Consider the following 14378-nt stretch of genomic DNA (forward strand, 5'->3'; position numbering starts at 1 on the left):
CTGCCAGCGTCCGCCAAGGTCGATCCTATCCGGTAACGCTTCCCGCCGCGATCGTCAACACCATCACCTACGGTACCGGTCGGGTGCTTACCTTTCTCGTCGGGTTGTTCAATTCGGACATGCAATTGAACGAGCGCGGGTATTACTTCACCGTGCTGGTGTATGGGCTCTTTGCCGCCGTCTCCGTGCAGAAGAGTGTGCGAGACAGGCTCGAAGGCATTCCGGTTACAGGCATCTACTACGGCCTGAGCTGGGTGTCGGTGTTGTTGGCTGTCCTGCTGCTTTGCGTGGGTCTTTTTAACGCCACGCTGGCGTTGAGCGAGAAGGGCTTTTACGGCATGTCGTTCGCACTGGCATTGTTCGGCGCCATCGCGGTGCAGAAGAACACCCGCGACATTCAGGCAGCCAAGCCACATGTCATTGATGGCGATCTGGTTCGCCTTTCGGAAGACGGCGTGGGCGCGGAACGCTAAGCGTATCCAACAGCCAAGAGCTTATTACACAAGAGGGCAAGCACCATGGGCGCAGCAGAACACGTACTCGGCATTGGCAGCCACCGCACCGTCAAGGTAACGAGCGCAGCGATCCCCCAATTGTTGGGCGAATCGCAGTTGGAATTCGTGCGCGTGTCTGGCTGCGAGAGCTTGAGCGAACTGTTCACCTACACCGTCGACCTGCGCCCGGTCAACGTGGTTGCCGCCCAAACGATGCTCGAAGCCGATCTCGACGATGCCATTGGTTTGGAGATGACGCTCACGATTGAGTTGGGCGGCATGGGTACAGGCCTGCTAGGTGGAGTCGGTGCGGGCTCTCGCGAAATCACCGGCATCATCAGCGCGGTCGAACAGGTTGGCGGCGTCTCCGACAACAAGTTGTATCGGTTTACCCTGCGCCCCTGGCTGTGGCTTGCCACCCAGACGTCTGATTACAAAGCCTTCCAGAACAAGACCGTCATCGAAATCTTGGATGAAGTCCTGGGCGACTACATCTACAGCGTCGAAAAGCGCCTGGACACCAGCGTCTACCCTAAGCTCGAATGGGAAGTCCAGCACGGCGAGACCGACGCCCACTTCATCCAGCGCCTCACCGAAGAATGGGGCATCACCTACTTCTTCGAACACGACAGCGGCCACCACCGCCTCGTGCTCGTCTCCGAATCCGGCGCCTGGCGCAAATTCCCCAGCGCCGCCTACCACACCCTGCCAATCTACCCGCAAGGCTCCAAGGTCGATGAGGAACACCTCACCCGCTTCGAACCCATCCACCGCCTGCGCACCGGCAAGATCATCCTCAAGGACTACGACCCTCGTGCCCCCAAGGCTGATCTCACCACCGACGACGGCCTGCCGCGTGACACGCACTATTCCGAGTACGAGCGCTACGAATACGCCCCCGGCACCTATGTAGACCGAAGCGAAGGCGACCTGCGTGCCCGCATCCGTATGGAAGAGCGCCGCGCCAAGGGCAAACGTCTGCGCGGCGCCGGCGCCCTGCGTGGCGTCGCAGCCGGCTGCACCTACCAGATCGCCAACCACGACACCCGAGCACTGAACCGCGAAGTGCTCGTCATCCGCACTGAACTCCAACTTGAGGATGTTGGCGTCCAAAGCGGCAGCACCCAACGCTACGCCTGTTACGTCAGCTTCGAGGCTCAGCCTACGGATGAAGTCTTCCGCCCCGAGCACACCGCTCACAAGCCGCGCGTGCGCGGCATCCAGCGCGCCGTCGTCACCGGCCCCGAGAACCAAGAGCTTTGGACCAACGACCACGGCTGCGTCAAAGTCCAGTTCGAGTGGGACCGCTACGGCCAATACGACGAGAACAGCTCCCCCTGGATTCGCGTCGCCAACGCCTGGTCCGGCGACCAATACGGCGGCATGCACATCCCCCGTATCGGTCAGGAAGTGCTCGTTGACTACCTCAACGGCGACCCCAACAAGCCCATCGTCATCGGGCGCGCGCCCAACCAGTTGAACCTGCCGCCCTGGAGTCTGCCCGGCCAGCACGCGCTCTCGGGCATCGCCAGCAAGGAGCTGTTCGGCCGGCGGCGCAACCACCTGGTGATGGACGACACGCAGGGACAGATACAGTCGCAATTGTCGTCGGACTATCTGCTGTCACAACTGAGCATTGGCCATATCACTCGTATCCCAGATTCGGGTGGTCGGAAGGACAAGCGCGGTGAAGGGGCGGAACTGCGTACCGATGGCCACATGGCGCTGCGCTCCGCCAAGGGCACGTTGCTCAGCACGGAGGCGCGCCAGAATGTCCTGGGTCATGCGTTGGACATGCGGGAGACCATCGCTCGCCTGAAGGAAGCGCTCAGTATTGCCGAAACCTTGCATGAAGCCTCATCCAGCGTGCTGGCCCAGGTTGACGAGCAGAAGGGCGTTGCGGATGCCATTCAAGCGCAGAACGATGCCATCAAGGGCTCAGGCGAAGCATTGGGAGAACTGACATCTCCTCATGTCGTGGTATCGAGTGCCGCCGGCATAGCTGCCACTGCGGAAGAAAGCACGCACCTGCACAGCAAACAGCACACCTCTCTGACGACGGGGGAGCACTTGTCCTTCAACGTGGGCAAGAGCTTACTGGCAAGCGTCAAAGACATGGTGTCCATCTGCGCTCACAAGCTCGGCATCAAATTGTTTGCCAGCCGCGGCCCCGTGGATATCCAGGCGCAGAAAGACTCAATGAATCTTCTCGCCAAGCTCGGCATCAGCATCGTCAGCACCGAAGACAGCATTCGCATCATCGCCAAGAAGGAATTGCTGATTGGTGGGGGTGGCAGCCATACCCGATACAACGCCGGAGGCATTACCCATCTGACAGACGGGAAATACATCGCCCATGCAGCCAACCACGCATGGCCGGCAGAGCAGAGCCTGCCAATCGAGATGCCACTGACACCGAAGCCGATTTGTATCGAGTGCCTGCTCAAGGCGATGAAGGCAGGCAGCGCGCTCGCCGCTGTGTAATCCAAAAGGGAAGACATGTACTTTGCTGTTGATCCACTGAATGTGGTGGATGTCACCGACAAGCTGGTGAAACTCATTGCGTTCAATCCGGAGGCAAACTGGACTGCGGTTGTCGATAGTGCTTTCGACTACGGCCGTGGCAAGTGCGATTACCCTGGATCTCCAGAGGCCCTGTACGCCTGCGACGAGTTGGACGCCATGCAGGAGGTTTCGCCACTTCTTGTCCCGCTGGTGACCGGGAAGCCCGCACTATTGGACGAGCAACTAAGCGGTTTGGCGAAGCATTGCTCAGGCCGACCAATGCTCAGTGTGGTGGCGTCACCCAAGAATGCCGAGGAGCTCAAACCAAACTGGCAGAAGTGCGCACGTGTCACCACTGACGACGGGCAGAAGCTGCTGCTGCGTTTTGCCGATACGCGAGTACTGCCGGTCTTGCCAGAAGTCCTACACCCAGCGTCGTGGGCCGCGTTGACACACGAGCTCAGCCAATGGTGGTACGTGGACCGCGCTGGAACTATTGCGCACGTCCCTGTTGCTACTGTCGACACAGCGCCCAAGTTTCCATTCGCCATCGGGAAACGAGAGTTCAAAAAATTGCTGGAACAGGGCGAGCCGGATTCGGTCATCGATGCAATTTCCAGGCAGTTGGCTGAGATCCTGCCGCCCTCCAACAAGGCAGCGTTTTTCGAGCGGATCGAGATCGTGTGCGAGTTTGCACGCGCACGCGAAATCGATGCGTTTCCAGATGTTGTCGCCTTGGGGATCTTCGATACCTTGAATGGCCATCAAAGCCTGAGCAACCCGAAGCTACTCAACCTCGTGGCAGAGCGTGGGTGGAAGCGAGGAGAGATGGCTGCGGCGCTAACCAAGTTGTTCGATTGAGTGGCAAGAAGTGCTTGATAGGAGGGCAAGAGTGAAAAGACTGATGACGTTCTGGACTCGACGAATTCACCGGCACCTGTTGCTATTGCTCGGGGCATTGGTGCTTGGGTGCGCGATGACCGGGCAGGTGAACGCAATGGATATTGTCGGATACAACTACACAGATGAAGTTGTTTCGGCGTTCTCCGTGAATGGCTATCCCGGCCCGAATATCTACCCACACGGAGGTGGTGGTGGGGGGGGCGTTTGCTGCATTTCGGTTCCTGAAGAATGGACGCCTGGGATGACGGTCACCGTGAAATGGACCGCCCACCGCAATGCAAATCCGATTCCTTGGAAGACAAGGGTTGTCGAAGTGCCGCGCTATACACCTGATGACATCAGTCGATTTGCGGTGCACTTCTTTCCGGGCGATGAGGTCAGGGTACTTGTTACTACAAAGGGGCCGGGCCATCCCAACTATCCATATCCCTCACCGAAGGTGGGGAGGAAGCGGCCATGACAACAATTTCGCCCAGCCTACCTTTTTCCCACCGGAGGTTCGAGTTGATAAATGCGATGAACTCTTGGATTCAACACATCTACGCTCGTTGGCTCCTATTGCCGGCACTGCTTGCAGGATGTGCGATGACAGGGCAGGTGAACGCAATGGATATTGTCGGATACAACTACACCGATGACGTTGTCGAGGCATTTAGCGTAAACGGTTATCCAGGCCCGAATATCTATCCACACGGAGGTGGAGGGGGATTCGTTTGCTGCATTTCGGTTCCGCAGGAGTGGAAGCCCGGGATGACGGTCACCGTGAAATGGACCGATGATCGTAATGCCGACCCGATTCCTTGGAAGACACGCGTTGTCGAGGTGCCGCGCTATACGCATGAGGACATGGGTGTCTTTGCAGTGCATTTCTTCCCGGGTGATGAGGTTAAGGTTTTGGTAACCGACAAACTTGCAGGCCACGCTGACTATCCCTACCCCGTACCGCAGGTGGGTAGGAGGCGGCCATGACAACGATCTCGCCCTCGCTATTTCCCACCGATGGTCTTCGCGTGCTGTCGCCACGTGAAGCCATGCAACGTGCGGCTGCTCTTGCTTGTACCTTGCCCAAGGACGATGCCCCTGCATGTACGGGGCAAGTCAATGTCAGCATTTTTTTTGACGGCACTGGAAACAACCGCCTAGAAGACTACGAAGGCATTGCTGCTGCAGACCAAGTCAGGGCCATGAAGGCTGGCGTTTCGCCTGCGCTGCCAGAATCGTTTTCCCCGCAGCGGCGCAAGCATACGAACGTTGTTCGTTTGTTTCATGTCCACAAAGACGATCGACCCAGTGGCTTTTTTCGTTACTACATACCGGGCGTAGGTACGCCGTTCGCGGAAATTGGAGATGCAGGTGGCACCCGTGGCAGTGCTGCTGCTGCTGGTGGAGAGGCTCGCATTCTGTGGGCATTCACACGCTTGCTGAACGCTGTGTATGGCTATGTACTTACAGGCTTTTTGGTCAAGGATGATCAAGCCAAGACAATATCCAACAGCCTATCGAGTGCCTTCAGCCCAGGCTGGCAGCGCCGAACTGCATTAAAGAACTGGCAAGACAAGCTCAAGGCTGCCTTGAGCGGGAAAAAGCCTGAAGTCACGCAAATCAATCTGTCGGTTTTCGGGTTCTCGCGCGGCGCGGCAGAGGCGCGCACGTTCGCGAACTGGTTGTTCGAGGTATGTGAGCAGCAAGACGGCGGCTGGCTATTTGCCGGCATTCCGATTCGTTTCCATTTCCTCGGCATTCTCGACACGGTGGCCTCAGTCGGTGTCGCCGATGCGACTGGCAACGGTATCTCAGAAGGCCATCAGAGCTGGGCTGACCACACGATGGAAATTCATCCAGCCATCGAGCAGTGCGTTCATTACGTGGCGGGGCACGAGGTTCGTGCATGCTTCCCTTTGGATTCTGTGCGGGTGCGAGATGCCTATCCTCCCAACGCCAAGGAGGTGATGTATCCGGGCGCTCACTCAGACGTGGGGGGCGGGTACCCACCGAACGCACTCGGCATCTCGCCAACACCGAACAGCTTCATGAGCACGATTCCTGGCGCAGACATGTACCACGAGGCGCGCCAAGCAGGCGTGCCATTGAAGCACATAGACGAGTTGAGCAAGGGTGACCGCGCTGACCTGACGCCGGCGCCAGAGGTTATTGCTGATTTCAACAACTACGTCCTTGCAAGCAAGATTGGTGATGGGCAGGTTGAAGACATGCATGCCCGGCATATGAGTCTCTATTTCAGCTATCGGTTCAAGTACCGGCTGAACTACAAGGAGCGTCCGTGGTTTGAGCGCGCGTCAGAGGAAGACAAGGCCTGCCTCACCAAGACATCCAGAACCGTCATGGAGCGCATGAGTACGCTTTATGGCCATCTGCTCCCGGTCGACCCCAGTTATGACGCCAGGGCTGCATTGGCCAACAACGACGCTGCGATGAAGTCCGCAGGAATGGAAGGTCAGTACAAAAACAACGTACCTTACCAGCAGCTTCGTAAGGTCATGGCATCCATTGATCCAACCAAACTGTCAGCCCCGATAGAGCGGCTATTCGACGAATACGTTCACGACTCGATGGCAGGTTTCATTGGCTTTGGCATGAATGAGTACAAGGTCAATGGCATGGGCATCATGAAATTCCGCAGGATCTTCGACAAAAACGGATAAATCTATTGTGGCGTCGGTAATTTGTATTGCTGTTGAGGCGCTAGATTTCGGTTTAAATAAGAGTGGAAGACGGTGAAAATAAAAGGCTGGATCTGTCAGGGAGATGCTGCGGCGTGTGGTGCGGTGGTTATTGATGGCATTCCCGAAAGCGATGCGCGTGGGCGAAAAGTGAGCTACGTGGGTGCGCGCATGAGTTGCGACCATCGTTGCGTCATTGCTGAAGGACAGTCGACCATGAGCATGCGGGGAAAGATGCTAGTGCTCAATGGTCACAAGACAACAAAAGGGTGTCCGCTGACTTCGCAGTTGAACCATCAGACTGGTCATGGCGATGTGTCAGAAGCACTCATGCATACGGACTACGTCCAAGACTCGGCCGGGCAATGGGTGCCCAAGAAATTTGACGAGAGCATCCAATTCAAGAGTGCAGAAGGCACACCGTTAAGCGGCGTGTACTACAGCATCCTCATGGAAGATGGCAGCCAACACTCAGGCGTGACAGACAAACAGGGTTATACCCAACGAATCGAGACGGCAGGCAAGCTCAAGATGATCCGCGCAAAACTCAGCCCGGATGGCCGAGTTTCCGGAGACCTCGGGGGTGAGTGATTACGTAGACAACCCGTCTCGTGTGTGGAATTTTGATTTTTCAGATACCTACACAACCTCGGAAGGTATTGGGACCTCCTCAAGGCGGGTCCAAGTCCCGGTGGTGAATCTCTACAACTACAAGGACTTGGAGAACATCACCAGAGAGGAGATTTTTGTATGGGTGCTGATTGATCAAATATTAGTGCACTTCATCGGTGTTGACATTGCCGCGGCCGCTGCGGTGGTGGCGGGCCAGCCATTCATACCAACGAGAGCAAAGTTTGGTGGAGCAACAAAAGGGACATCTCCCTTGTCGATCGTCTCCAGGCGTGCCGTGAATAAGCAAATGCCATTTCGACTGCCGATGATTACAGGCAGGTCGCTCAGTACATTGAAAATCTCAATGACAAAGCGACTGGGTGCCTGGGGTGGAAGAACCGTCCCCATTGTAGGTTGGATCATCCTGGCCTACGACGTGGAGGAAATCATTCGGCATACCTTGGTCAACTACAACAAGCTGGCGAAGCCCGGGGACAAATTATGGTGAATGAAGCGATTTGGACGAGGCTTGTGAAGATCGCTCAGGAGCATCGAGCCTACAGCATCTTTCCACCAGCGAAGCGCGATGCGATCACGCCTAAGACGCGCGTGGTTGAGGACCTCAATTTACAAGGCGAGCTTGCAGAGGATTTTCTGGAAGATGTTGTTCAAGCGTTCCTGGATTTTGAGCTTTCAGAAGGTAGAGGTGACTTCAATTTTGATCGCTACTTTGCATCAGAAATCAGCCGGCGTTCGATGCGCGGCCTTCTGTACCTGCTTTATCCGAAAGCTAAGAAATCAGATCAGGAGAAAAAGGCTGTATTGACTCCTGGCATGCTGCAGGATGCGATTTCAAGAGGCTACTGGGACAGTGCCAGATATGCGAACTGGAACGATGGAGATTGAGTTGGGTGTGTATAAGCCAATGCGTTTAGGAAATCGAGAGGTCATGGAACATATCAGGATGAAGCAGCCCCTATCCTTCCCGATTGTGGTGGGAGCGTAGGTCATGCTTCTCTACACATGGCGCCGTCAGGTCCGTCATCATCATCATCATCACGATTTCATTGCGTTGGCGTGTGTCGTACTTGCATTGCTCGCAGGTTGTGCCAGCACCCCCCCACAGAACGAGCAGATGAAGCTCGATCTGGAGATCGAGGCCAAGTCGACGGTGAATCCGGACGATAAAGACCGCGCCTCGCCGGTGCTCGTGCGTGTGTACGATCTCAAGAGTGAGAACGCTTTCGAGAACGCCGATTACTTCTCGCTCGACAAGAACGACAAGACGCTGCTGAATCAGGACTTGCTGGTACGAGACGAGTTCATCCTCCGCCCTGGCGATTCGCGCGACATCGAACGCAAGCTGAACCCTGAAACGAAGGCGATCGGCTTTCTGGTGGGCTATCGCGATCTGGGTAAGGCCACCTGGCGTGTCGTGCACAAGCTGCCACCGGCTCCGGAGGCTGCGTGGTATCGGGCCGTTGTTCCCGCACGCAAGATCAAGCTGCAAGTGGTCCTTGACCAACAAAGCATCACATTAACCAAGCCTGACTGATTCCATGAGTTGGTATAACAAAGTCGTCTGGAGCGAAGGGTTGTTTCTGCGCCCGCAGCTCTTCCAGCAGCAGGAGCGCTATCTGGAGCATTTCGCCCACAAACGCGCCGCTGCCTTGAGCCCGTTCTTTTGGGGGTTCCATCACTACGCCATCGATGCGGAGGCGCTTGCCTTGGGCAAACTGGTGGTGTCTGGCGCGGCAGGTGTGTTTCAAGATGGCACTCCGTTTGATGCGCCAGCCCACGCTGTGCTTCCCGCGCCGTTGGCGCTGCGGCATGAACACCTGAATCAACTGGTGTACCTTGCCGTGCCCATCCGAACGCCCAACGCAGAGGAAACGAATTTTGGCGACGCTGCCGATTCGCTGGCGCGCTATCGCGCCTTCGAAGAGGAGTTACTGGATGCGAACTCCATCGCCCAGGGGCCCAAGTTGGTTCAACTCTCAGACCTGCGCTTGCGTTTGTTGCCAGAGAAGGAACTGACCAACTCATGGATGGGCCTGCCCCTGGCCAAGGTGGCGGAAATCCGCGCGGACGGTAGCGCCAAGCTGGACCCCGCTTTGATCCCCCCCGTCAATGTGTATCCGGCCAGCAACCAGCTGATGACGTGGCTGACGGAGCTTCAGAGTCTGCTACACCTGCGGGCGGAGTCGATGGCGAAGAACCTCACTGCAGGCAGTACACGTGGCGGCGACGCGGCAGAGATTTCCGAGTATCTGATACTGCAGCTGCTGAATCGCTACGAGCCGGTGCTGACCCATCTTCTGGATGCCAAGGCGGCTTCCCCGGAGACGTTGTACGTACACCTATCTGCGCTGGCCGGTGAGCTTTCCACCTTTGTGAGAACCGACACGCGGCGGCCGCGCAAGTACCCGCCGTATCAGCACGCAGAGCCGCACACGTGCATCAAGCCGCTGGTGGACGATCTGCGCTACCTGCTCAACGTTGTTCTGGAGCGTGGGGCACAACGTATCGAACTGCGTGACCAAGCGCACGGTTTGCGGGTCGCAGTGCTTGAGCCAACGGAGATTGGGCGCTTCTCGACTTTTGTGCTGGCTGTGCATTCGCAAATGCCGGCCGATGTTCTGATGCATCAGTTTCCAGCCCAGGCCAAATTGGGGCCGTCTGAACGGCTGGCCGAGTTGATTCGTTCTCATCTGCCGGGCATCCCGATGGCGGGTATGCCGGTGCCGCCGCGGCAGATTCCGTTCAATGCCGGTCATGTCTATTTCGAATTGAAACAAGACCATCCACTGTGGGAGCAGGTCGCCCGCTATGGTGGGCTTGCCATGCATGTCGCGGGCCATTTTCCTGATCTGCGTCTGGAACTGTGGGGCGTGCGATGAACAAGCGAGCCGATCTGTCAACAATGGGGCTCGAAGACCATATTGTCGCGCCCGAGCAAGACCAACCCGCTACCGCAGCGGCCAGCCCGCAAGCCTCACCCCCTCAGCCGGCACGCGTGCGACGCACACCTTGGCAGTGGCAGGCTCAGGAAACGCAAGACGAATGCGTCGCCCGGATCCTGAAGGAGCCGAATCCTCTGTTGGAAGCGGCGCAACCGTTGCTGCGCGCACTCGCGGAAATGCCAGAAAACCTGCCTGGCTTCCAAGAGCAAGAGACGCAGGGCGATGACAAACAAGATTCAGTCGAGGAGGATGCTGGAGAGGCGCCACATCCCCAAAGTGCAGCAGTAGCGCTGCGCCATCTTCTAGCAGAAGAACTCAATCGGTTTCAACAGATTTGCGAGCGCGCTAATATTCGGCGTGACCACATTCTGGGTGCGCGCTACCTGCTATGCACGGCGCTGGATGAAGCTGCCCATAGGAAGCCATGGGGCACAAAGGGGTGGCCTCAGCACTCTTTGCTGGTCAGCTTCCACCAGGATACAGAGGGCGGCAACAAGTCTTTTCATGTACTGGGCCGGCTGGTCAACAGCCCCGAAGAACACCTGGAGCTGATCGAGGTGTTCTATCAGGTGCTATCCCTGGGGTTCATTGGCCGATACGTTAACCAGACCGATCGAGACCGGCATTTGGATGCCGTCCGCCAACGTCTGCTCAATCTGATCTCCAGCAAACGAGAAGAGGTTCCGCGCGAGCTCTCTCCGCACTGGCGCGGCGCGGCGCCGGGCCGTTTTGGCCTGCTGCGGTCCATCCCCGTATGGGTCAATATTGCTGTACTCGCCTTGGTGGCGTTCGGGCTCTTCGGTTGGTTCAAATACCAACTGATGTTCCACACACACGACGTTGAACAAGTGATTCTGGCCATCGGAAAGGTTACGCCTCCCGAGCCGCCAAAGGCGTTGCGTTTAGCGGAGCTGCTCAAGGGTGAAATCGCCCGTGGTGTTGTCCGTGTGGACGAAGATGCAACGCGTAGCGACGTGATCTTCCGTGGTGACGACATGTTCGGCGGCGGTCGGGCCGAGGTCAGCCGGAAGATCCTCCCGCTGTTGGACAAGGTGGCGGCCGAGATCAGCAAAGTGAACGGCAAAGTCACCGTGATCGGCCATAGCGACAACGTGCCCATCAAGACTGCCAAATTTCCCTCCAACCAAGCGCTCTCGGACGAGCGGGCGGCAACGGTGGTGGAGTATCTGGCCAGCAAGGGCGTAGCCAAGGGCCGGTTGGAGGCGATTGGCAAGGGCGATACCGAGCCGGTGGCGGATAACAAGACGGCGGCGGGTCGCGCACAGAATCGGCGCGTCGAGATCGTCGTGACGCAGTAACGGAATCAAGCGATGGAAATGTTGAAACGAATTGGCGCAATGCTGTTCTCGCGACAGGCTCTTGCGTTCGTTGTCGCGTTGTTGGTGGCGGCTGCCATTTGGTTTATTGGCCCGCTTCTCCGCTTCAGCGGCATGCAGCCATGGGCCAGTGTTGGCATGCGCGTCACCGCTATCGTGCTGCTGCTGGCGTTTGTGCTCTTCTGGCTGGCAGGGTGGCCGGTTTCCACCATTGGGGTGGCGGCGCTGAGCCTGCTGATCTGGCACGCGGGGCCGCTGCTCGCGATCGGGCATGGCAAGCCGTTGGAGCCGACGTCCATCCGCATTCTGCTGATTGCGGGCATTGTGTTTCTGTTTGTGGCTTACGCATTTTATCTGTTGGTCAAGCGCGCCCGTACAGACCGCACATTCCTTGAGCAGGTGCTTAATTTTGGCGGCAAGCCCAAGGAAGCCGTAGCGAAAGTTGAGATCACTCAGCTTGCTGACGAGATTCAACGTGCGTTGCGGCAACTCAAGGGTATGCGGGGCGTTAGCGGCTTCCGCCGCCTGGTGGAGAACAAGCGCTATCTGTACGAGCTGCCGTGGTTCATGATGATCGGCCCCGCCGGGGCCGGTAAGACGACCGCGCTGCTCAACGCTGGCTTGCAGTTTCCGATTGCGGACCAGATGCGCGCTTCGGTCGGCCCGCACGCGGGAACCGCTCATACGGACTGGTGGCTGACCAACGACGCGGTGCTGATTGACACAGCGGGGCGCTATACAACACGTGAGTCGAACGCAGCCATTGATTCTGCCGAGTGGCAAGGGCTTCTTGGATTGTTGCGCAAGTATCGGACGCGAGCACCCATCAACGGTGCACTGCTGGCCGTGAGCAGTACTGACTTGCTGACGTTGTCCCCAGAAGAACGCATAGCGCAAGCCTCCATGCTGCGCGCGCGACTGGCGGAGCTGCGGGACGATCTCGGTATTCAGTTTCCAGTGTACGTCGTTGTTACCAAGCTTGATCAGTTGGTCGGCTTTACCGAGTACTTCCAATACCTATCCAGCGAAGGACGCACTCAGCCGTGGGGGTTCACGCTGCCGCTGGGCGACAAGAAAGGCAAGCGCGGTATGCCTACGTTTGACGTTTTGGCGCGCTGCCGAGAAGAGATGGTGTTACTGGTCGAGCGCTTGCGAGGCAGGCTCAATAACCGCTTCTATGAGGAGTTTGACGAGGCACGGCGTAAGCGCATGCTCGCATTCCGCCCGGAATTCGCCAGCCTGACGCAGCCGCTGATGGAAATGCTGGAGCACGTCTTCCTGGATTCGCGCTTCGATGAAACGGAGCGGCGCCATATGCTGCGCGGGGTGTACTTCACCAGTGCCACCCAGTCCGAACATGTGGTGGCGGGAGACTACAGCACGATCTTCCGCAAACTTGAGCGTGGCGAGGGCCTGCTTAAGGCTTTTGGCGACGAGCCTGAGAAAGACATAGGTAACGGTATTGCCATCGACGCGGCCAAGACGACGGGCAATCGAAGCTATTTCCTGCAGGACGTGCTGAAGCAGATTGTCGTGCCAGAGGCGTATCTGGTTAAGCCGAACTTGCGTTGGGAAATCCGCTTCCGATTGCTGCGTCTGCTCGGGCATGCATTGAGTTTGGTGGCTTTCCTGTGGCTGGTTGGCGCGCTATATGTCAGCTTCGGGCATAACAAGGACTACTTGGCTACGGTGCAAAGTAAGGCCAAGGCCTTGGCCAGCACGGTCACGGCGTTCTTCAAGAAGCCGCAGCCGGAGGCAATGCCGGAAGTACTGGCGGCGGCGCACGATCTGCCTGCCTACCATGGCTTGAATCCGACGGCTCCTGACCTCGATTGGCGCTTCGGCCTCTACACGGCTCCACCCCTGTTGGCCGCCGCCAAGATCACCGATATTCGGTTGCAGGACACGTTGCTTGTGCCCTATCTCGTACGCCGTGTGGAAAGCGTACTTTCCTCGGCCATCAGCAGCAAAGACGCCAAGTTAACCTACGATACCTTGCGTGTCTACCTGATGTTGTACGACAAGGCGCAGTTCAACGCCTCCGATGTGCGAAGCTGGGTACAAAACGATTGGGCGACAGGGGGTGGGGCGGATGCGTTTGGTGGCCGCGTTGCCATCGCAGAGCATCTGAACAATCTGCTCGATGGCAGTCGGCCAATCCAATCGCCGTACGCCAAGAATGAAATACTGATTCGCTCGGCCCGTGATTTCTTGGATGGCAACACTTCGACCGAGCGCCTATACGACCGGGCCAAGGCCGCCATGATGGAAGAGGCACCGCCCGACTTCACGCTCGTGCGTTCGATTGGCCCGCAGGCTGGCACGGTCTTCTCCCGCGCCAGCGGAGAGCCGATCGAGCGGGGAATCCCGGGCCTGTTTACTTATGCAGGCTACCACGAGTTGTTCAATGTCCGGTAGCCCGAGTTCGTCAACAAAGCCCAATCGATTGACGCGTGGGTGATGGGGCGAACAGGCATCGACGCTCAAAAAAAAACGCTTGAAGGGACCGCTGGCAAGCTGACCGGCGACGATCCTCTTACCAAGGAAATTCGTCGCCTGTACTTGACCGAGTACGCCCAACACTGGTCGGAGTTCCTGGCAGACATTCGGGCGCTGACAGGAAACAACCTGGCCTTCGACCTGGAAGTCTTGCGCAACTTCGCCGCGCCAGATTCGCCGCTGGCGCGTCTAGGGCGCGCCGTTACCAGGGAGACGACGCTTAGCCAGCCCATGGAGCAGGAAGCCCCGTCGCTGGCCGACAAGGCGCTCGCCGTGCTGGACAAGAAATCCGGCAAAATCAGCGGCTTTGCAGCGCGTGCGGAAGCGCGCCAAGAACGCGAGCTGGTCGACGGCCGCTTTGCCGCCTTGCGAGAGGTCGTCACA

Annotated in this window: 12 protein-coding genes and 1 pseudogene; all 13 read left to right on the top strand. The window is 57.8% G+C overall.

Translation table 11 applies throughout. The features are described from left to right. Positions 1-50 precede the first annotated feature (50 nt). Complete coding sequence (gene yiaA, locus R2N16_RS19690) at positions 51-473, top strand: inner membrane protein YiaA (protein WP_316668000.1); 423 nt, start codon at positions 51-53, stop codon at positions 471-473. 45 nt (positions 474-518) lie between these two features. Continuing rightward, entirely contained in the window at positions 519-2978 is a 2460-nt protein-coding gene (locus tag R2N16_RS19695; RefSeq protein WP_316667760.1) for a type VI secretion system Vgr family protein, read from the top strand. 15 nt (positions 2979-2993) lie between these two features. Further along, positions 2994-3860 (top strand): DUF4123 domain-containing protein, encoded by an 867-nt coding sequence (locus R2N16_RS19700; RefSeq protein ID WP_316667762.1) that lies wholly within the window; start codon positions 2994-2996, stop codon positions 3858-3860. A 31-nt stretch (positions 3861-3891) separates the two neighbouring features. Beyond that, positions 3892-4362, top strand: a complete 471-nt coding sequence (locus R2N16_RS19705) for a DUF3304 domain-containing protein (RefSeq protein ID WP_316667764.1) — start codon at positions 3892-3894, stop codon at positions 4360-4362. Beyond that, complete coding sequence (locus R2N16_RS19710) at positions 4359-4871, top strand: DUF3304 domain-containing protein (protein WP_316667766.1); 513 nt, start codon at positions 4359-4361, stop codon at positions 4869-4871. The genes R2N16_RS19705 and R2N16_RS19710 overlap by 4 nt, the downstream gene beginning before the upstream one ends. Then, positions 4868-6565, top strand: coding sequence for a T6SS phospholipase effector Tle1-like catalytic domain-containing protein (locus R2N16_RS19715; RefSeq protein ID WP_316667768.1), 1698 nt, complete (start codon positions 4868-4870; stop codon positions 6563-6565). The genes R2N16_RS19710 and R2N16_RS19715 overlap by 4 nt, the downstream gene beginning before the upstream one ends. A gap of 72 nt (positions 6566-6637) precedes the next feature. Next, positions 6638-7174 carry a PAAR domain-containing protein gene (locus R2N16_RS19720; protein ID WP_316667770.1) on the top strand — a complete coding sequence of 179 codons (537 nt, stop codon included), beginning with the start codon at positions 6638-6640 and terminating at the stop codon, positions 7172-7174. Then, positions 7167-7703: an STM2901 family protein gene (locus tag R2N16_RS19725; RefSeq protein WP_316667772.1), complete on the top strand. Its 537-nt coding sequence runs from the start codon at positions 7167-7169 to the stop codon at positions 7701-7703. Before R2N16_RS19720 ends, R2N16_RS19725 begins: the two co-directional genes overlap by 8 nt. 23 nt (positions 7704-7726) lie before the next feature. Further along, entirely contained in the window at positions 7727-8101 is a 375-nt protein-coding gene (locus tag R2N16_RS19730; protein WP_428984149.1) for a hypothetical protein, read from the top strand. A gap of 103 nt (positions 8102-8204) precedes the next feature. Further along, on the top strand, positions 8205-8750 hold the full coding sequence (gene tssJ / locus R2N16_RS19735) for a type VI secretion system lipoprotein TssJ (protein ID WP_316667776.1): 546 nt from the start codon (positions 8205-8207) through the stop codon (positions 8748-8750). A 4-nt stretch (positions 8751-8754) separates the two neighbouring features. Next, positions 8755-10095: a type VI secretion system baseplate subunit TssK gene (tssK, locus tag R2N16_RS19740; protein ID WP_316667778.1), complete on the top strand. Its 1341-nt coding sequence runs from the start codon at positions 8755-8757 to the stop codon at positions 10093-10095. Further along, the gene (gene tssL / locus R2N16_RS19745) at positions 10092-11477 is read left to right on the top strand and encodes a type VI secretion system protein TssL, long form (protein ID WP_316667780.1); all 1386 of its coding nucleotides are present in this window, start codon (positions 10092-10094) and stop codon (positions 11475-11477) included. Before tssK ends, tssL begins: the two co-directional genes overlap by 4 nt. Before the next feature lie 156 nt (positions 11478-11633). Next, positions 11634-14201, top strand: a pseudogene (gene tssM / locus R2N16_RS19750) (type VI secretion system membrane subunit TssM); the annotation flags it as partial. Positions 14202-14378: the final 177 nt, after the last annotated feature.

Source organism: Ralstonia psammae, from assembly GCF_958405935.1.
GTDB classification, from domain to species: Bacteria; Pseudomonadota; Gammaproteobacteria; order Burkholderiales; family Burkholderiaceae; genus Ralstonia; species Ralstonia psammae.